Below are 19088 nucleotides of genomic sequence, written 5' to 3' on the forward strand. Positions count from 1 at the left end.
CTGTCCAATTAATTCAACATATCCTGTTTTGTAAATACTAAGAACGAAATAATAAGAGAAACAACTGCCCAAACAGTTAAATTCATCAAAGAAAATCCCATTGATAAGCCTTGTAATGCAGGTAATTTTCCTGATAAATAATCCGTTAATGATAAATTCACACTAAAAATATATTTCGCGCCTTCCCAAGATGTTGCGAACGAGCTTAAGATACCGCCTGCAATTAATGCAGCTAGCATAACGCCCATACCCGCTGGTGTATTACGAATTAAAACAGAGACCATAAATGATATAGTTCCGACAACGATAGCAACAAACCAGGCTAGTCCATATGCCATTAAGATGTATTGCCACTGCGGAATAAGATGCACAAAGTTTGTATTTAACGTTTCCTTATCAATGACAAACCCTGTTAAAACAGGTAAATTCCATCCCGAGTACCCAAATACAAGCCCTGATAATATGTAAGCAAACAAACCTACAAGAAGCAGTATGAGCGAAATGAAAAATAACATCGTCACGTATTTACTAAGGAGTATTTTCCAGCGCCGAATCGGCCGCGTAAGTAACATCTTCATCGTCCCATCACTTCGTTCTCCTGAAACGATATCAATGGCGACAATCATTACGAGAAGCGGAATAAACAATGTAATTCCTTGTTCAATAAATGCCCTGACAAAAGTCGGTGCACCCGGCGCCATCGGGTTAATATCATGATCTAAATAATATTGTTGTTGCTCAACTCTTACCTTTAACCAATCACGCCATTCTTCTGGCAACCTAGAATTGTTTAACCGGTTCTGAGAATCAACAATTTGCTGTTGCAATGAAACCTTCCAATCAGTTGTACCGAGTCTTTTTTGTGTCGTTTCTATTTCACGATACTGCGCATACACAAAAAGCGGGATCAAGATTGCTAAAATAAGCATGACAACAAAAATACGTTTCTTACGGTAAATCTTTTCTGATTCATTTAAAACTAGATTCGCAAATTCACGCATGCTGCTCACCCCTTGTGAGTTCAATAAATAAATCTTCTAGCGTAAATACAAGCTCCTTAACGCTATGTACATCTATCTCATTTTCTACAAAGTTTTTATTCCAACTACTTATAGATGCAATATCCATGCGGCATAGTAATCGCTCGCCTTCTACACTCGCTTCTCTTACTTCTTCGGCCGCTTCTAACATATCTTTCGCCTTAGAAATTGGTGTAACAATCCATTCTACACGATCACTTGCCGTTTTAATTAATTCTTCAACCTTGGCAACTGTTATCATCTTTCCTTTATGAATAATAGCAACACGATCGCATATCATTTGCACTTCACTTAGCAAGTGACTTGAAATAAACACGCTCATATTTTCTTCTTTCACAAGCTTATGTATAAATTCCCTAAGTTCTCTAATCCCAGCTGGATCTAAACCATTCGTTGGCTCATCTAATATAAGTAATTTAGGATTCCCAAGGAGCGCCTGCGCAATTCCAAGGCGCTGTTTCATACCAAGTGAGTACGTTTTTACCTTGTCATAAATTCTTTCATCCAAATGAACCATTTTAGCAATTTCAATAATACGTTCATCTGATATATCACCTAACATACGAGCAAATTGCTTTAAATTTTCCCATCCCGTTAAATATGTGTACAACTCTGGGTTTTCAACGATACTCCCAATTTGACGCATCGCTTCTCTGAAATTTTCCTTAATCGAATAACCACCGATAGAAATTGTACCTTCTGTCGCCTTAATTAATCCGACTAACATTCGAATAGTAGTCGTCTTTCCAGCACCATTTGGTCCTAAGAACCCGAACACTTCTCCTTGCTTTACATCAAAGGAAATATTCTCTACAAGAGTCTTCTTTCCAATTACCTTCTTCAAGTCTCGTACGGAAAGTATCGTCGTCATTTTACCCCTCCTTGTTCTAGTTTTAATTTACTTACAACATTTTGAACTAAACGTTCTGCCATATACGTATAACCTACTTCGTTCGGATGAAAATGATCAGAGTATAATAAATCTTTCCCGCGGTTTTGGAATAAATCAAATGTCGGTGTAATATACACATTTTTATCGTTTAGCGCTAACTTCTCTAAAGATGCATTCCAGTCCACAACTATGTTTGAAGACCCTTTTAAATCTTCTACATCTTCAAAAGGATTGTATAAACCAAGCCAAAAAATCGGACTATCTGTATTTAATTTACGAATTTCTTCTATAATTTTCTTCGCTTCATTTTGAAACGTTTCTGTATCAGGACGATACGTCTCTAAATCTATTTTCCCGAGCGATTCCCAGCCTGGAAACAAATCATTCCCACCAATCGTTAACACGATTACATCTGCTTGCTTAATTGAATATTGAGCGCCACTACTTTCAATTTGTTTTAATAAATCGGGCATTTTTGCACCACTAACTGCTAAATTTGTTAATGCAATTTTTTGCTTATAATCTTTTTGTAAATCTTCTTTCATTCGCCCAACATAGCCAATTCCTTCTTTATCACCAACGCCACGCGTTAATGAATCACCTAAACTAACGATTTGTAACGTTCCCGTTTTCTTTTTCTCTTTCGCCACTACATCGGTCTTTTTAATTAAATTTGAAGCTTTCGGATTTAATACATCATTTACACCTGAAACAAAGCCATATGCAAATAAACAGAAAGATGCAATTGTAATGAGTAGAATTACTTTTAATACTTTTGATCTCATATCAAAACCCCTTTTAGCCCTCATAGATTGTCCATAATTATACCAAACGACATTTTGAAAAGCGATTTTCACACCTTCTCAATTATGTCGTTTCTCTATCTACTAACTCTGGTAATAACTCTATATGCTTCACATCTAATTTCTCTTCATTAATTTTTTCATATAATAATTCAAACGCTTTCACTCCAACATTTTTACTAGAATGCGAAATCGTCGTTATACCCAATATATCTGCCACCTCTTGATCATCACACCCAATAATCGTAATATCCTCCGGAATACGAATTCCTTGTTTTTTTGCTTCTGTAACCATCCCCGCTGCAATATGGTTACAAGATACAAGGAACGCCGTCGGTTTTACTGACATATGAGCCCATTCTCTAATTACATTACGTCCATCTTCCACTGTAAAACAACCCTCAAATTTCCAGTTCTCTAACGGTGTTACGATACTCTGTTGAAGCGAATCTTCATACGCCTTCTTTCGTCTTTGGCTATTAACACTATTACTTCTTCCAATACAATATCCAATACGTGTATGACCGGCATCTATTAAGCTTTTCATCCCATGTGAAAATACTTTGTAGTAATCAATATGGACACTTGAAATGCACTTCGAATCTATTTCTTCACACATAACAATCGGGCCGAATTTCGTATATTCTTCAAGCTTCTCCTTACTATTTGCCCGAGAACAAATAATAACCCCATCAAGCTTTTTCATTTTTAACATATTTAAAATTTCTAGTTCTCTTTCCTCGCTATAATTCGTCTGGCAAAGCATCATATTATAATTATTCTTTGCTGTTTCTTTTGATATTCCCTCGATAATAGCGCTATAATATTGATCATTTACGTGTGGCAATAAAACGCCAATTACATTCGTTTTTCCTTTCACTAAATGAATTGCATTCACGTTTTGCGTATAATTTAATTCTTCTATAATCGCTAAAATTTCTTTTCGTTTCTGTTCATTTACGTACGGATGATTATTTAGTACACGTGAAACAGTTGAAACAGATACTCCAGCAAGTTCAGCAATCTTTCTTATATTTGTCATCTCATTTTCCCCTTCTCACAAAAATTCTCCCTTGACCTGGTAAGCTTTCCACAATATATCCTTTCCTAGCAAATACATTTAGAAAGGATATACAACTATGCTTCGATTCAAATTAGAATATATATTTTTCATTAGCGGTTTACTCATTCTTGCCATCGGTATTAATATGATGACGACAATTACTTCCTTTGGACTTAGTCCTTATGATTCCTTCTTTATTGCACTATATCAAAATTTTGGGATAAGTATTGGTTTTTGGATTTTCATGATTAACTTTGCCTTTACACTTATCGTACTCTTTTGGAATAAAAAACAAATTACAATCGGTACAATTGTAACGATGGTTCTTATTTCTCTTTTTGTTGATTGGATTGGTTCCATTACAACTATTATGGACGCTATCCGCTCTCTTCCAAAATATATAACACTTATTTGCGGAAATCTATTCGTTGGAGCTGGAATTGGTCTTTACGTCTCTACAAACCTTTGCGCAGCGCCTCAAGAAGCTTTCGTTTTAACGGTTGCTGAAAAGAAAAAATGGACGTTTAGAAGAACAGAGATTTCATTAGCCTTTTTATTTTTAACGTTAAGCTTTTTATTAGATGGACCTATCTATTTTGGAACAATCATCTTATCCTTTACAACAGGCTGGATTATCCAAGCATTTATTCAAGTTGGTACGCAGATTTTAAATAGAAAAGAGCCTATTAAGCAAGCTGCTTAATAGGCTCTTTCTGTTTTATGGTAAGAGATACTACTTAGCATCCCCTTCAATTCGATAGTTCGCTTTCAAACAATCTATTTCTTCATACCCTTGCAACGTATGTAGAATATAATCATAATCAGCAAGCGACGCACGATGCGTTACAATTACAATTTCAGCCTTTCCTTTCTCTTCAAGCGGCATTTGAATAATTTTCTCAAAACTAACTCCGCGCTCAGAGAACAATGAAGTAATTTTTGCAAATACACCAATTTCGTCTTTTACATGAAGTCTTAAAAACTTTTTCACGACAATTTCGTCTGGCTCTTTTAATACTTTTTGATATTGCGGGACTACAGCACTATTTCCTGTTACCCCTAATCTAATATTTTGCATTACAGCAACTAGATCAGAAACAACAGCTGTCGCTGTCGGTAAACTTCCTGCACCTGGTCCATAAAACATCGTTTCTCCAACCGCTTCACCATACACATACACAGCGTTATATTCATTTTGTACCGCCGCAAGAGGATGTGTATTTGGCAGTAAAGTTGGTTCAACCGTAACCTCCAATTTTTCACCATCTCGTTTTGCAAGACCGATTAATTTAATTGTATAACCTAAGCTCTTACTGTATTCAATATCTTCCTCTGTAATAGAGGTAATTCCTTTTACTTTCACATCTCCAAGCTCTACATTTGTAGAGAAACCGAGAGTAGCTAAAATCGTCATTTTTCTTGCTGCATCTAAACCTTCTACGTCTGATGTTGGATCTGCTTCTGCAAATCCAAGTTGTTGGGCTTCTTTTAACACGTCGTTATATGCTCTCCCTTCGTCTGACATTTTCGTCAAAATAAAATTAGTCGTTCCATTTACAATTCCCATTACTTTCGTAATAAGATCTGAAGAAAGTCCTTCTACGATACTGCGTAAAATTGGAATTCCCCCTGCCACACTCGCCTCATAGAATAAATCAGCCTTATTATCTTTTGCTATCGCTAATAATTCAGCTCCATGTAATGCCATTAAGTCTTTATTTGCAGTTACAACATGCTTTCCGCTTTTTAAGGCTTGTAAAATATATGATTTTGCATCATCAATGCCACCCATCACTTCGATGACAACATCAATATTTGGATTATCTAAAATTTCATTTGCATCTTGTGTTAATAGAGTAGAAGGTACCTCTACCTCTCTCTCTTTCTCAATGTTTTGCACTAATACTTTCGTTACCTTCACTGGACAACCTACTTGGTGTATGAGTCGTTCTTGATGATCCGTAATAATACGAACCACACCACTGCCAACTGTCCCAAGACCTAATAACCCAACTTGAATTTCTTTCATAGTACTGTCCACCCCTCAAAAATTGTGTTTAGATGAAATTATATGAGTAAAAAATCTGAAAAACAATGTATTTTGAACATTCAGAAAAATATAAGTTAATCTTTACAAGGAAAACGTTGCCACGTGTTACACAATCTTTCTTTACAATATATAAGGGGTTTCTTGATACACGTAATAATTCAACCAATTAGAAAACAATAAATTCCCATGACTCCTCCACCTAACAAGCGGCTTTTCATCTGGATTATTATGTTTAAAATAGTTTTTTGGCACATCAATATTTAATCCCTTGTCACGATCTCGTTCGTATTCTTGTTTTAACGTCTCACAACTATATTCGCTATGTCCAAGGGCAAAAACTTGCCTTCCTTCTTGCCCAATAACAAGGTGAACACCTGCTTCTTCAGAGTTTGCTAACAATGTTAATTCTTTCACTTCTCTAATATCATTCTCTCGTACTTCTGTATGACGAGAATGCGGAGCAAAAAACAATTCATCAAATCCTTGTAACAATTTCACATGTTGCTCGCAAACCTCATGTTCAAATACACCGAACATTTTTTCCTTAAGGGGATACTTTGGAACACCATAATGATAGTACAAGCCAGCCTGTGCCCCCCAGCAAATATGGAGCGTAGATGTTACATTCGTTTTTGAATACTCCATAATACGTTTAAGCTCTTCCCAATAATCTACTTCTTCAAAAGAAAGAGTTTCAACTGGTGCTCCTGTAATAATGAGCCCATCAAATTTTTCATTTTCAATATCACGAAACGTTTTATAAAAGCTCGTTAAATGGTCCTGCGCTACATTACGAGACAGATGTGATTCCATATGAAGTAAATGAACATCTAATTGCAACGGTGTGTTTCCAATTAAGCGAAGTAATTGCGCCTCTGTGTCTTGCTTCGTTGGCATTAAATTTAATATAGCAATTTTTAAAGCGCGTATATCTTGTGTTTCTGCTCGCTCCTTCGTCATTACAAAAATATTTTCTTTTTGCAACACTTTGCGAGCCGGTAAATCTTTATCAATTATGATCGGCATGTGTTTTGCCTCCAACTAGAGCTGCTTCCAAATCTGCAATAATATCAGAAACATCTTCTATACCAACCGATAAACGAATTAAATCAGATGTAACACCAGCTAAACGCTGATCTTCAGCACTTAATTGTCTATGCGTCGTACTAGCAGGATGTATAACGCAAGTTCGTGCATCAGCTACGTGTGTTACGAGAGTTGCTAGTTTTACATTTGCGATAAATTCTTTTGCTGCTTCTAATCCCCCTTTAATCCCAAATGTTAAAACCCCACTAGCACCTTTTTTCAAATACTTTTGTGCTAACGAGTAATTTTCATTACTATCTAATCCCGGATAATTCACCCATTCAATACGTTCATGATTAGCAAGCCACTTAGCAACCGCGAGAGCATTTTCGCTATGACGCTCCATTCGTAAATGTAAAGTCTCTAAGCCAATATTGCTAATATATGCATTGAATGGGCTCATACAATTCCCATAATCTCTTAATAGCTGAACACGTGCTTTCACAATATACGCTGCTGCACCAAAGTTTTGAACGTAACTTACACCGTGATAACTTGGATCTGGTTCAACAAGCTCAGGATATTTTCCATTTGTCCAATCAAAGTTTCCACCGTCAATTACAATACCGCCTAAGGAGCTCGCATGCCCATCGATATATTTCGTCGTAGAATGAACAATAATATTCGCCCCATGTTCAAACGCTTGGCATAAATAAGGAGTTGCTAATGTATTATCAACGATAAAAGGTACCTCTAATTCTTTAGCGGCAGCTGAAAATTCTTTGAAATTTAAAACGTTCATCGCTGGATTTCCTAATGATTCTGCATAAATGAGTTTCGTCTTGTCATTAGCAAGTGCCGCAATTTCATCTGCCGTTAAATTTGGATTAAAGAACGTAACATCAATGCCAAGTTTACGCAAACTCACTCCAAATAAATTAAACGTTCCCCCGTAAACCGTTGAAGAGCAAAGCAAATGGTCTCCACTACTACAAATATTTAAAACTGCGAGCATAATGGCTGCTTGCCCAGAAGCCGTTGCAACAGCTCCTACACCGCCTTCTAAATCTGATAACTTCTGCTCAAATGCGGCTAGAGTAGGGTTTCCAATACGCGTATAAATATATCCTTCTGCCTCTAAGTTAAATAGGGCTGCTAAATCATCTGAAGTATCGTATTTATACGTTGTACTTTGATAAAGTGGTAAAACACGTGGTTCACCATTCTTTGGCGTATAGCCACCTTGCACACAAATCGTTCCTTTTCCCCATGATTCTCCCATCTCTCATTCTCCTTTCTTTTATACAAAATAAAAAACTGCCCCTTTCCTGAAAACAAGAAAGGAGCAGTTTGAAAACACGCTCTAAAGGCTCTTTCTTATCTCTCAGGATTACTACCTGCAGGATTTGGCACAATTCCGTTATACGGCTGTTGCCAAGGTTTCATCGGGCCTGTCCCTCCACCTTTTCTTGATAAGACTATGCAATTACCGTTGATTTTATAGCAATAATTTCCTAATGTCAAACTGTTTTTCTGAATGTTCTAAAATAAACGTTAACAATTTCATATAAAGCAACAAAAGAAATATATTCTAATCTATTTCAAAAAAGACCTTTAAAAACCTCAAATCAGTCTATAAAATTAAATAAGTAATTTAACCTATAAATTCAAATTCTCCAAAATTTAGCCTACATGTTGAATAGGCGATCCTCTCAAAAAGATACTATATATATTCAATCCATTTTCCACTAGTATATTTCACTTTTTTCCCTACTAAGATTTACATAACGGAGGTATAACATGACAGATAAAAAAGATATGCAGTACATACTTGCTCTATATGGCATTCTTCTAGGATCTATAGTAGGAGCTACAGTTTGGTTATTTTTAGTCACAATAAATATTGGAATCCACTTTATTTGGGGATACTTGCCTGAAGTTCTCTCTTTTCCCTCTTATTACACCCTTTGCGTAACAATAATTGGCGGGGTCCTCGTTGGTCTATCACAAAAATATTTCGGTACATACCCACGCCTTATGCCTGAAGTGATGACTGAATATAAAAAAACTGGTCGAATCGAATATCGCTTTGTCCATCGGGCTACTTTAACCGCGATTATTGTTTTAATTTTCGGTGCTAGTCTTGGTCCAGAAGCCGCACTAGTTGGAATTATAGGCGGACTTTGCACATGGGTAGGGGATCGCTTTAAATTTGCCTTGAAGGGTATGGATGAGCTAACCGAGATCGGAATTGGCGCTACTTTAAGTGTCATTTTCAACGCACCATTATTCGGTTATTTAGCACCGAATGAAAATGAGGGAGAACAAATTGCTGCTTTTTCTAAAGGAAAAAAGGCGATTGTATACTTAGCTACTACCTTCGCAGGTTTTTCTGTTTATTTACTACTGAGTAAACTCGATAATCGTGGATCCTTTATTGTTGATTTCGGGGAAGGTTCACTTTCTTTCAATGAATGGATCGCATTTCTTCCACTTGCTAGTATCGGTGCTATAGTTGGTTTCTTTTATTTCAAGTTAGAATTCACATTAGAGAAGTTAATTCACCCTTTTAGAGAATACAAGCTGACACTCGGAATTCTCGGTGGTATTTTATTAGGAATTGCAGGAACTTTTCTTCCATACACATTATTTTCAGGGGAACATCAATTAAAAGAATTAGTTGTTGAATGGAGCCATTTATCTTTTTGGATACTACTTCTTTCAGGGATTTTAAAGTTGTGCATTACTGCCGTTTGTTTGAAGACAGGGTGGCGAGGTGGACATATCTTCCCAATTATATTTTCTGGGTCAAGTATCGGATACGCTGTAGCATCTATTCTTCCTATAGATCCAGTAGCATCTGTTGCCATCGTAACGACAGCAATTTCGAGCTATGCGTTACGAAAGCCAATAGCTATTACATTGCTATTACTTATGTTTTTCCCGCTTAATTTACTATTACCAATGCTTGGTGCAGCTGCTATCGGGAATGCCTTTCCACTTCCAAAACATAACAAAACTACAAATTAATCAAAATAGGCAGTGGGGACGAAAGCTCCACTGCCTATTTTTTTATTACACGCGCTGCTTTAATAACGCTTCTAACTCTTCAAAATTATGCACTTCATATGTCGGTATAATTCCACTATCATTTAATTTACTTTCTGGGTTAAACCAACAAGTATCAATTCCCGCTACATATCCACCTTTAATATCGGCGCTTAATGAATCTCCAATAATCAGCCCTTCTTCAGGTGCAAAGTTAGGAATCCGTTCAAAAACATAATCAAAATACTCTTTCATCGGCTTTTGAAAACCTGTATCTTCAGAAACAAAAACATCTTTAAACAATGAATGTAACCCTGCATTACGCAAACGTTTATCTTGCGTCTTAGAAACACCATTTGTCACTATATACAACTCATACTCCCCTTGAATTTGATTTATAAATTCAAACGCACCTTGCATGAGTTGATTTCCTTCTTCTAAGTAGCTACGATAATTATTTTCGAATAATATACCATCTGCTTCTTCTCCATACTCTTTAAACAACATAGAGAATCGTGTATTTACAACTTCATTGCGTGATAGTTCACCTTTTTCAAAAGCATCCCAAAGGCCTTTATTTATTTTTTTATAACGAGCCTCTATCTCGTCCGTTAAAGGGATCCCCTTCTCTTCAAAAAGCACCCGTAAAGCTACTTTTTCAGCCTTCTGGAAATCTAATAATGTATCATCTACATCAAATAGCAATGTTTTATATTTTTTCATAAATTCATCACACTCTCTTTTCTACAAAAACAAATTTACATCAATCGTATCATTCCTTCTTGTAAAGATAATAGGAGATATCTCATACTATAAATAGGGGTGAAAATATGAAAGTCAGCAAAAATGAGGAAGAAATTTATCAATACATGCGAATCCATCAATTCCATACCCTATTTTCATTTCATGTCTTGCCATATGTAGAGCTACATTCTTTTCAAACGAAAGAGATGATATGTAGCGAAGGAAATGCTCTCCCTTATCTCTATTACTTAATTTCTGGGAAAGCAAAAATATATATGAATCATAAAAACGGGAAAGTTTCATTAATTAATTTTATTCAAGCACCATCTTTTATCGGGGAATTAGGATTAATAGGAGTAGAAAATATTACTAAGTCCGTTGAAGTACTAGAAGATTGTGTTTGTTTGGCACTTCCTCTTAAAGATTGTCAGCAACTTTTATTACAAGATGCAACGTTTTTACAGCACTTATGCAAATTTATTGGAGAAAAGACAATTACTCGCACTGAAAATTACGCAAAAAACTATAGTTATCCTTTTGAAAATCGATTAGCTGCTTTTATTTTATTAACAGAACAAAATAATTGTTATATAGAAAAGCATACCGAGGCCTCGGAATATTTAAATGTCAGCTACCGTCATCTTTTATATGTATTAAATCAGTTTTGCCAACAAAATTACTTAAAAAAAGACGGAAGAACCTATTACATACGAGATCGAATTCAATTAGAAAAACTTGCTGATGAACTAAAAATATAAAAAAACAGCATTAACATTTACATGTTAATGCTGTTTTTTCGAGTGACGATTATAATTTTAATTAAAATTTACTTGCTACTTTAGCTGCTTCTTCAAGACCTGCAGCAATGATTTCTTCTGCTTTATCTGGGAATTGGTTATGTCCTTCAATAACTACTGTTTCCATGTTTGTCGCGCCGAAGAAGCCCATCATACTTGCTACATATTTAACAGCCATTTCTACCTCAGCTGCTGGACCTTCTGAATATACGCCGCCTCGTGCATTTAATAATGCAATCTTCTTATCTCCGATTAGGCCAACTGGACCTTCTGGTGTATATTTGAACGTTTTACCAGCACGGTTTAAATAATCAATATATGTGTGTAGCACTGCTGGAATCGTTAAGTTCCATAATGGGAAGCCGAAAACAACTTTATCAGCTTCTAGGAATTGATTTAAATACTTATCAGCAACTGCTACTGCTTTTGCCTCTTCTTCTGTTAAATCAAATCCTTTACCTGCCTTGAATGTACCATTGATCATGTCTACACCTACATATGGTAATTCTTCTTTATATAAATCCAGTTCTACCACTGTATCATTTGGATGTGCTTCTTTATAGTTTGCTAAAAATGCCTCATATAATTTCACACTAACTGCTTGTTCCGCTGGACGGTTGTTTGCTTTAACGAATAAAACTGTTGCCATTATTTCTTCCTCCTAGTACTCACTCTTATGTTGTTATATGCTTTCAAAAAAGGTATCCCTTGTAATTGTTGTTTTGTTGCTTACAAACATATTTTATCTTTATATCAGGACAATTTCGTCCTCACATAGACGTATTTTTCCATAAAAAAAGTCCACCTTCTAAAGGCGAACTAGGTCTTACGACTTTCGTCTTATACAATTCCATTTTTCACTGCATATAATGCCGCTTGCGTACGATCAGATAAATTCAACTTACTCAAAATGCTACTTACATGCGCCTTAACTGTCTTTTCTGTAATAACTAAAACAGATGCAATTTCCTTATTGCTCATCCCTTTCGCTAATAGCTGCAATACTTCATTTTCTCTCGCTGTTAGTACATCCACTTGAATAGAAGGCTCTTCTTCCTTTTCTTCTACAGGTAATGTTTGAGAGAGAAGAGCATTTGCTATATCCGGATGTAATTGAATATTACCTTTATATGCGCTTCGAATAGCTTCAACAAGCTGATCCGGTTCTACATCTTTTAAAATATATCCACTTGCTCCAGCCCTTAATGCAGGTAAAACATGCGCCTGATCAGAAAAGCTAGTTAACACAATTACTTTCACATTTGGATACTCTTTTTTAATATATGCCGTCGCCTCAACACCATCCATTTCAGGCATATATAAATCCATTAATATAACATCAGGATTTGTTTCTCCTACTTTCACTAACGCTTCTTTCCCATTATTCGCTTCTCCAACTAACTCTAAATCTTCTTGCGTACTTAAGAAAAATGCTAATCCTTTTAAAACGACTGTATGATCATCAACTAACAATACTTTTATTTTCACAAACTTCCCTCATTTTCACATCATAATGGTACATTTACTTTTACGCTCGTTCGTTTATTACTACTTACAATTTTAATTGTTCCACCAACTAATTCTACTCTTTCACGCATCGTAGTCATACCTAGTGATTTCTTTTCTTTTATATTCTTTTCCACAAAGCCCTTTCCTTGATCAACTATTTCTAATGATACATTTTTCTCATTCACTGTAAAATAAATCGTCGCTTCTTTTACACCTGCATGCTTACTTACATTGTTCAGTGCTTCTTGGCCAATGCGCCACAAAGCTTCTTCTACTACACGAGGTAAATCACGAACACCTGTAACTTGCTCCCTAATTTTCAGTCCCAAATTTTCACCGTACTGCTTTAGAGCTGGCAATAATCCTTTTTCTAATCCTGCCGGACGAAGCTGCCAAATTAATGTCCTCATTTCTTTCAAAGCTCCTTGCGCAAGTTCACGCATCTCATGCAAAGATTGATCTACCTTTTCATTTTTACCTTTTAAAACTGCCTCGGCGCCTTTTGTCATAAAGGTTAATGAAAATAATTTTTGCGAAACAGAATCATGTAAATCTCTTGCTAGCCGATTTCTTTCTTCCATTCGTACAAGTTCACGGCGCTGCTCGTTTAACCTCAAATTCTCTATTATTAACGAAACATGGTTCGATAGTGCTTGAATTACATCTATTGTATTAGCATCAAACTCTCCATTATTCAAGCTAACACATAAAACACCAAATATATGGTTTTGAATATGTATTGGCGTAGCGATAACAGCTCGATTTAGATGTACATTATGTCCTATTTGATGTTTTATTAGAACTGGTTCATCTTGTTCTAACGCCTTCTTGGCCGCCTCTTTTACATCCTCTTGTAACTCTTCCTGAACGTAAGACGCTCGCAAAGATAGTTCTTTTTCCTCCCTAATAAAAAGTGCCACTTGATTCCATTGAAATACCTCACCTACGTGATTTACCACCTTTTCAGGTAGTACATTAAACTTATGAATCGTTTTTAAATCTTGAATGAAACGCTCTAATTTCACATAATAATGTGCTCTTCTCTTTTCATTTTCATATAATTTCGTTCGCTTTAAAGCCGTACCAATTTGGAAAGCAACCGATTGGAGTAATACTAATTCTTCTTCCGAAAAATGTGTTTTACCCGGACTTGCAACATTTAACAACCCAAATTTTTCTCCTCCAGCTTTTAAAGGAACCGTAGCATGATGAAGAATACCCTCCGTATCTCCCCAATTATATTCAATTGCATTATTAATTCTTTTACATTCAATAATATTAACGGCTCTCTCTAATTTCCCATCTACAAAACCTCGTAAACACCAACACTCACCTTCGCACATCGGGCGTTTATTTTCATATGTAAGTGCCTCTGGTAATTGGTAATCAATCAACTTCGTATACTTCCCATTTTCATCCGCAAGAAAAATCCATCCTGTCGTTAAGCCTGTCACACTTAGTAATTTCTCTAGGACAGCTTGCAATACATGATATGTATCATTTGATGTATTTAAAGTTTCTGCAATTTCCTTTAATATAACTAATTCATTTGTACGATTATCTCGAAACATACTCAGTCTCCTGCATACAAGATTTTAAATAGCTCTTAAAATAAATCATCTACTTTTCACTTTGTACTTATTCGTAACATTGATATAATGGTGAAAACATAGTTTTCATTATATCACTTGAGGGGGCTTTCATAATGACATTAAATAAAGCACTTACTATCGCTGGTTCTGACACAAGTGGCGGTGCTGGTATACAAGCAGATTTAAAAACATTCCAAGAACTTGGCGTATACGGAATGACATCTCTTACAACAATCGTAACGATGGATCCACATAACGGTTGGGCACATAACGTATTTCCAATCCCAGCTTCTACATTAAAACCACAATTAGAAACAACAATTGAAGGTGTTGGCGTAGACGCTTTAAAAACAGGTATGCTTGGATCAGTAGAAATTATTGAAATGGTTGCAGAAACAATTGAAAAGCACAATTTCAAAAATGTAGTAGTTGACCCTGTTATGGTATGTAAAGGTGCAGATGAAGCATTACATCCTGAAACGAACGATTGCTTACGTGACGTTCTTGTGCCAAAGGCATTAGTTGTAACGCCAAACTTATTTGAAGCTTACCAATTAAGCGGTGTGAAAATTAATTCTCTTGAGGACATGAAAGAAGCAGCGAAGAAAATCCATGCTTTAGGTGCCAAATACGTACTAATTAAAGGCGGAAGCAAACTTGGTACAGAAACTGCAATCGACGTCCTATACGATGGAGAAACATTCGATCTTCTAGAATCAGAAAAAATCGATACAACCAATACACACGGTGCAGGTTGTACATATTCTGCTGCAATTACAGCAGAACTTGCAAAAGGAAAACCTGTGAAAGAAGCAGTAAAAACTGCTAAAGAATTCATCACAGCTGCTATTCGTTACTCATTCAAAATTAACGAATACGTAGGTCCAACTCACCATGGTGCATATCGTAAATTCGTTGTATCAAAAGAACTTGTCTAATATATAAATAAAAACACTCACAAGGTTCATACATTGCCTCTGTGAGTGTTTTTATAAGCTTTATGTCTTCTGGTCATCTTATCTTTAAGATGCAGAACTAACCTTATTTCTACCATTTCGTTTCGAGTAGTATAACGCATCATCCGCCGCTTGAATAAATTGCTCTGGTGATTCTTTATATTCTGAAATCCCTACCGAAACTGTAATTTTTATTTTCGTTCCATCTAACAATTGAAATGAATGTTTTTCAACAGCTATACGAGTTTGTTCCCCAATACGAATTCCATAAGCTATTCCTTTCCTTGGTATCAAAAGCGCAAACTCCTCTCCACCCTTTCGAAAAACCAAATCCGGAAATGCTGACATTTCTCGCAAAATATGCCCTACTTGTTTTAACACTTCGTCTCCCGCTGGGTGCCCATACGTATCATTTACATGCTTAAAGTGGTCAATATCTATAAGTAGTAAACAAAGTGAATCATTTTTCATACGCTTATTACCAATATGACGATTCATCTCTAAATCAAATTGTCTTACGTTTCCTAGGCTTGTCAATGCATCTATCGTTGCGTATTGCTTCATCGTTTGAAATAACCCATTGGATTGTAAAACATATTTTGCACTTATGAATGTTATGTAACCTGTAATAATACTAGAAATTAAATATAATCCCACTATGTGAATGTCTTTAATTAGCCATATATATAACGCTGGGATTAGAATAGATAAAATGTATGCGTGTAACCATACCCACTTTTCCCCTAAAGAAAGCTTCATTCGCGAAATAAAGATACTCCCTATTCCTATCGCAATGATTGTATAAAAAGCCACTTGAGAAGCTAATGAATAATCCATAAACAACAGCCTTGTTACTAAAATCATACCAATTGTTATAGTACTCGCTATCGGCCCTCCAATAATAACAGCTAGAATAACTGCTAAGTAGCGTAAATCCAATAGGATAGTACCAACATGAACACCGAAATACATTAGTAATATACCTAATATCCCAGTAAAAATGCCCACTACACATTTCTGCCCAAAAGAGAATCCTTCTTTTAACGGCTTATCTCTTAAAAGCTGACCTCCAACAAAAATAAAGGAAAGAATAATTGTTGTATTTACAAATAAGTCCCTTAACATAAAATAATCTCCTTACTTTTCTATCTATCCCTTTCCTTACTTTATTGTATACGAAATACCTTTAATTCCCAAAGTTTTTTGTTTATTTTTGCTGTTTCACGTGGAACAGCAAAAAAATAAAAAGGGCGAAAGCTCGCCCTTTTTCATTAACAACAACGTGATATTTTTCCACCCTTTGCGTTAAATCTCGCTTCTTGTGCCTCAGCAAAAAACTGCTTTTGACATACAACCTCTTCTTCTGGATGATGCTTTTTCATATGCTCTACGTATACTTCATAACTTGGTACCCCAACAAGCAAACTAATAAAGCGCTTCCTTTCCTCCCATACTTGCCACAGCTTTTTAAGCATAGTTCCTCGACTCACTTTCATCTCTAGGAATATATGGTGCCTCTTTTAACGGCATTGGCTTATTTCTTAATACTTGGATCCAAATTCGAAGTGCTGAAATTAACACAGCAATTACAACTATCATAAAAATCCCACAAAGCGCTGCATCGATATAATCATTAAAAATAATTTGCTTCATTTGAGAAACATTTTTAGCTGGTGCTAACACTTTTCCTTCATCTAACGCTCCCTGGAATACCTTCGCGTGAGATAGAAATCCGATTTTAGGATTTTCGTGAAATAGCTTTTGATAACCAGCTGTCATCGTTACAATAAGCAATCCCACAGTTGGAATAAGTGTTACCCAAACATACGCCTTTTTCCCCATTTTGAACAAAATTGTCGTTCCAAGTAATAATGCGATACCCGCTAACATTTGATTTGCAATACCGAAAAGTGGCCATAATGTATTAATTCCACCGAGCGGATCTATTACCCCTTGGTATAAGAAATATCCCCACCCTAATACACATAACGTTGTAGCTATTACATTCGCTAATGTAGAATCTGTTTTCGCAAACGGCTTATATACATGCCCTAAAATATCTTGAATCATAAATCGTCCTACACGCGTTCCTGCGTCAATCGTTGTTAAAATAAATAGTGCTTCAAAAAGAATGGCAAAATGATACCAGAATGCCATCATCGCCGTTCCACCTATTACTTGTGAGAAAATATATGCCATACCTATCGCTAACGTTGGTGCGCCACCTGTACGTGATAAAATTGTTTGCTCTCCAACATTTACAGCAAGTTCTTTTAGTTCATTTGGTGTAATAGCAAATCCCCATGAAGAAATAACTTGAGCTGCCTGCGATACATCCGTACCAATAAGTGCCGCCGGACTATTAATCGCAAAATAAGTTCCTGGCGTTAATACACAAGCTGCAATCATTGCCATCGCTGCTACAAACGACTCCATTAACATTGCTCCGTAACCGATTGGCTGTGCATGTCCCTCTTGCTCAATCATTTTTGGAGTTGTACCAGATGAAACGAGAGCATGGAATCCAGAGACCGCACCACAGGCAATCGTAATGAATAAGAACGGGAATAAATTACCGGAGAAAACAGGACCAGTTCCATCAATAAATTGCGAAACTGCTGGCATTTGTAAATCGGGTGCTACAATTAAAATGCCAATCGCCAAGCCAACGATTGTTCCAACTTTTAAAAACGTACTTAAATAATCACGTGGTGCTAATAACATCCAAACTGGTAATGCAGATGCAATAAATCCATATACAATAAGCATAATAGCAATTGTTTCACCACTAAATGTGAACATACTTGCAAGTGTTGGATTTTCTGCTACATACTGTCCTCCAATAAGAGATAAAATAAGTAGGATAATACCAATTACTGACCCTTCTCCAACACGACCAGGCCTAATATAGCGCATATAAACTCCCATTAAAATAGCGATAGGAATAGTTGCTGCTATCGTAAACATTCCCCAAGGACTTCCGATCAGTGCCTTTACTACGACTAACGCTAATACTGCTAATAAAATAATCATAATTCCTAAAATACCTATCATTGCAATTAGTCCTGTAACAGGTCCAATCTCATCCTTGATCATTTCTCCTAACGATTTACCATTACGTCTCATCGAAGCAAATAAAATGACAAAATCTTGGACAGCCCCCGCAACAACTACCCCAACGATAATCCAAATGGTCCCTGGTAAATATCCCATTTGTGCTGCTAAAATCGGTCCTACTAAAGGTCCCGCCCCAGCAATCGCTGCAAAGTGATGCCCAAACAATACCCACTTATTTGTTGGAACATAGTCTTTCCCATCGTTTAATGTATGGGCTGGTGTTTGCCGATTATCATCTAAATTAAAAACCTTTCTCGCTATAAATCTACTATAAAAACGATAAGCAACTGCATATACACATACGGCAGCTACTAAGAGCCATACAGCATTAATGGTTTCACCTTGTGATAAAGCTATTACCCCAAAAGCACCTGCTCCTACTGCTGTAATAACGCCCCAAAGTAAGATCGATTTCAATGTCTTCACATACAATTCCCCCAATACTATTTCT

At 36.2% G+C, this 19088-nt stretch carries 18 protein-coding genes and 1 riboswitch; of the genes, 4 read left to right on the forward strand and 14 right to left on the reverse strand.

Annotation, left to right across the window (positions count from 1 at the left end; translation table 11 throughout):
• Window positions 1–8: 8 nt before the first annotated feature.
• From RT27_RS01280 to RT27_RS01295, 4 genes are read right to left on the reverse strand one after another with little or no spacing between them, the layout of a single operon-like run.
• Window positions 9–1001 carry an ABC transporter permease subunit gene (locus RT27_RS01280; protein WP_001206482.1) on the reverse strand — a complete coding sequence of 331 codons (993 nt, stop codon included), beginning with the start codon at window positions 999–1001 and terminating at the stop codon, window positions 9–11.
• On the reverse strand, window positions 994–1911 hold the full coding sequence (locus tag RT27_RS01285) for an ABC transporter ATP-binding protein (protein WP_043935107.1): 918 nt from the start codon (window positions 1909–1911) through the stop codon (window positions 994–996). The genes RT27_RS01280 and RT27_RS01285 overlap by 8 nt, the downstream gene beginning before the upstream one ends.
• Window positions 1908–2789 (reverse strand): SGNH/GDSL hydrolase family protein, encoded by an 882-nt coding sequence (locus RT27_RS01290; RefSeq protein ID WP_142397273.1) that lies wholly within the window; start codon window positions 2787–2789, stop codon window positions 1908–1910. The genes RT27_RS01285 and RT27_RS01290 overlap by 4 nt, the downstream gene beginning before the upstream one ends.
• 10 nt (window positions 2790–2799) lie before the next feature.
• Window positions 2800–3777 carry a LacI family DNA-binding transcriptional regulator gene (locus RT27_RS01295; RefSeq protein WP_043935109.1) on the reverse strand — a complete coding sequence of 326 codons (978 nt, stop codon included), beginning with the start codon at window positions 3775–3777 and terminating at the stop codon, window positions 2800–2802.
• 97 nt (window positions 3778–3874) lie between these two features.
• Between RT27_RS01295 and RT27_RS01300 the strand changes: the two genes are divergently transcribed.
• Window positions 3875–4501 carry a YitT family protein gene (locus tag RT27_RS01300; RefSeq protein ID WP_016079593.1) on the forward strand — a complete coding sequence of 209 codons (627 nt, stop codon included), beginning with the start codon at window positions 3875–3877 and terminating at the stop codon, window positions 4499–4501.
• Between the two features lie 30 nt (window positions 4502–4531).
• Here RT27_RS01300 and RT27_RS01305 read toward each other — a convergent pair whose 3' ends face one another.
• From RT27_RS01305 to RT27_RS01315, 3 genes are all read right to left on the reverse strand, one after another.
• Complete coding sequence (locus RT27_RS01305) at window positions 4532–5827, reverse strand: homoserine dehydrogenase (RefSeq protein ID WP_016079592.1); 1296 nt, start codon at window positions 5825–5827, stop codon at window positions 4532–4534.
• A gap of 141 nt (window positions 5828–5968) precedes the next feature.
• A complete protein-coding gene (gene metA, locus RT27_RS01310) occupies window positions 5969–6874 on the reverse strand; it encodes a homoserine O-succinyltransferase (protein ID WP_016079591.1) in 906 nt (301 codons plus the stop codon).
• A complete protein-coding gene (locus tag RT27_RS01315; protein WP_016079590.1) occupies window positions 6858–8156 on the reverse strand; it encodes a bifunctional O-acetylhomoserine aminocarboxypropyltransferase/cysteine synthase in 1299 nt (432 codons plus the stop codon). Before RT27_RS01315 ends, metA begins: the two co-directional genes overlap by 17 nt.
• Window positions 8157–8248: 92 nt before the next feature.
• Window positions 8249–8353: riboswitch (SAM riboswitch) on the reverse strand.
• A 321-nt stretch (window positions 8354–8674) separates the two neighbouring features.
• Between RT27_RS01315 and RT27_RS01320 the strand changes: the two genes are divergently transcribed.
• Window positions 8675–9904 carry a chloride channel protein gene (locus RT27_RS01320; RefSeq protein WP_043935110.1) on the forward strand — a complete coding sequence of 410 codons (1230 nt, stop codon included), beginning with the start codon at window positions 8675–8677 and terminating at the stop codon, window positions 9902–9904.
• A 45-nt stretch (window positions 9905–9949) separates the two neighbouring features.
• On the opposite strand, the gene RT27_RS01325 is transcribed toward RT27_RS01320, so the two are convergent.
• Window positions 9950–10645, reverse strand: a complete 696-nt coding sequence (locus RT27_RS01325; RefSeq protein ID WP_029443694.1) for a YjjG family noncanonical pyrimidine nucleotidase — start codon at window positions 10643–10645, stop codon at window positions 9950–9952.
• Window positions 10646–10752: 107 nt separating this feature from the next.
• Here RT27_RS01325 and RT27_RS01330 point away from each other — a divergent pair, with 107 nt between their 5' ends.
• Window positions 10753–11424, forward strand: coding sequence for a transcriptional regulator YeiL (locus RT27_RS01330; protein WP_029443695.1), 672 nt, complete (start codon window positions 10753–10755; stop codon window positions 11422–11424).
• A gap of 61 nt (window positions 11425–11485) precedes the next feature.
• Here RT27_RS01330 and RT27_RS01335 read toward each other — a convergent pair whose 3' ends face one another.
• The 3 genes from RT27_RS01335 to RT27_RS01345 all read right to left on the reverse strand — a co-directional run bounded on the left by RT27_RS01335 (window position 11486) and on the right by RT27_RS01345 (window position 14543).
• Window positions 11486–12112, reverse strand: a complete 627-nt coding sequence (locus RT27_RS01335) for an FMN-dependent NADH-azoreductase (protein ID WP_000246724.1) — start codon at window positions 12110–12112, stop codon at window positions 11486–11488.
• Between the two features lie 191 nt (window positions 12113–12303).
• Window positions 12304–12951, reverse strand: coding sequence for a response regulator transcription factor (locus RT27_RS01340; protein WP_000695799.1), 648 nt, complete (start codon window positions 12949–12951; stop codon window positions 12304–12306).
• Between the two features lie 20 nt (window positions 12952–12971).
• The gene (locus RT27_RS01345; protein ID WP_016079586.1) at window positions 12972–14543 is read right to left on the reverse strand and encodes a GAF domain-containing sensor histidine kinase; all 1572 of its coding nucleotides are present in this window, start codon (window positions 14541–14543) and stop codon (window positions 12972–12974) included.
• A 134-nt stretch (window positions 14544–14677) separates the two neighbouring features.
• On the opposite strand from RT27_RS01345, the gene pdxK reads away from it, so the two are divergent.
• Window positions 14678–15502, forward strand: coding sequence for a pyridoxine/pyridoxal/pyridoxamine kinase (gene pdxK / locus RT27_RS01350; protein ID WP_000174252.1), 825 nt, complete (start codon window positions 14678–14680; stop codon window positions 15500–15502).
• A gap of 84 nt (window positions 15503–15586) precedes the next feature.
• Here pdxK and RT27_RS01355 read toward each other — a convergent pair whose 3' ends face one another.
• From RT27_RS01355 to cstA, 3 genes are all read right to left on the reverse strand, one after another.
• Complete coding sequence (locus RT27_RS01355) at window positions 15587–16645, reverse strand: diguanylate cyclase (protein ID WP_016079585.1); 1059 nt, start codon at window positions 16643–16645, stop codon at window positions 15587–15589.
• A gap of 146 nt (window positions 16646–16791) precedes the next feature.
• A complete protein-coding gene (locus RT27_RS01360) occupies window positions 16792–16995 on the reverse strand; it encodes a YbdD/YjiX family protein (RefSeq protein ID WP_016079584.1) in 204 nt (67 codons plus the stop codon).
• Window positions 16988–19063, reverse strand: a complete 2076-nt coding sequence (gene cstA / locus RT27_RS01365) for a carbon starvation protein CstA (RefSeq protein ID WP_043935111.1) — start codon at window positions 19061–19063, stop codon at window positions 16988–16990. The genes RT27_RS01360 and cstA overlap by 8 nt, the downstream gene beginning before the upstream one ends.
• Between the last annotated feature and the right edge of the window lie 25 nt (window positions 19064–19088).

This window comes from Bacillus sp. L_1B0_5 (assembly GCF_000836715.1).
In the GTDB taxonomy this organism is placed as follows: domain Bacteria; phylum Bacillota; class Bacilli; order Bacillales; family Bacillaceae_G; genus Bacillus_A; species Bacillus_A thuringiensis_S.

Bases quoted from the DNA above. Each gene is read 5' to 3' on its own strand.
- RT27_RS01280 (WP_001206482.1), bottom strand. From the start codon at position 1,001: ATGCGTGAATTTGCGAATCTAGTTTTAAATGAATCAGAAAAGATTTAC.
- RT27_RS01285 (WP_043935107.1), bottom strand. From the start codon at position 1,911: ATGACGACGATACTTTCCGTACGAGACTTGAAGAAGGTAATTGGAAAG.
- RT27_RS01295 (WP_043935109.1), bottom strand. From the start codon at position 3,777: ATGACAAATATAAGAAAGATTGCTGAACTTGCTGGAGTATCTGTTTCA.
- RT27_RS01300 (WP_016079593.1), top strand. From the start codon at position 3,875: ATGCTTCGATTCAAATTAGAATATATATTTTTCATTAGCGGTTTACTC.
- RT27_RS01305 (WP_016079592.1), bottom strand. From the start codon at position 5,827: ATGAAAGAAATTCAAGTTGGGTTATTAGGTCTTGGGACAGTTGGCAGT.
- metA (WP_016079591.1), bottom strand. From the start codon at position 6,874: ATGCCGATCATAATTGATAAAGATTTACCGGCTCGCAAAGTGTTGCAA.
- RT27_RS01315 (WP_016079590.1), bottom strand. From the start codon at position 8,156: ATGGGAGAATCATGGGGAAAAGGAACGATTTGTGTGCAAGGTGGCTAT.
- RT27_RS01320 (WP_043935110.1), top strand. From the start codon at position 8,675: ATGACAGATAAAAAAGATATGCAGTACATACTTGCTCTATATGGCATT.
- RT27_RS01325 (WP_029443694.1), bottom strand. From the start codon at position 10,645: ATGAAAAAATATAAAACATTGCTATTTGATGTAGATGATACATTATTA.
- RT27_RS01330 (WP_029443695.1), top strand. From the start codon at position 10,753: ATGAAAGTCAGCAAAAATGAGGAAGAAATTTATCAATACATGCGAATC.
- RT27_RS01335 (WP_000246724.1), bottom strand. From the start codon at position 12,112: ATGGCAACAGTTTTATTCGTTAAAGCAAACAACCGTCCAGCGGAACAA.
- RT27_RS01345 (WP_016079586.1), bottom strand. From the start codon at position 14,543: ATGTTTCGAGATAATCGTACAAATGAATTAGTTATATTAAAGGAAATT.
- pdxK (WP_000174252.1), top strand. From the start codon at position 14,678: ATGACATTAAATAAAGCACTTACTATCGCTGGTTCTGACACAAGTGGC.
- RT27_RS01355 (WP_016079585.1), bottom strand. From the start codon at position 16,645: ATGTTAAGGGACTTATTTGTAAATACAACAATTATTCTTTCCTTTATT.
- RT27_RS01360 (WP_016079584.1), bottom strand. From the start codon at position 16,995: ATGCTTAAAAAGCTGTGGCAAGTATGGGAGGAAAGGAAGCGCTTTATT.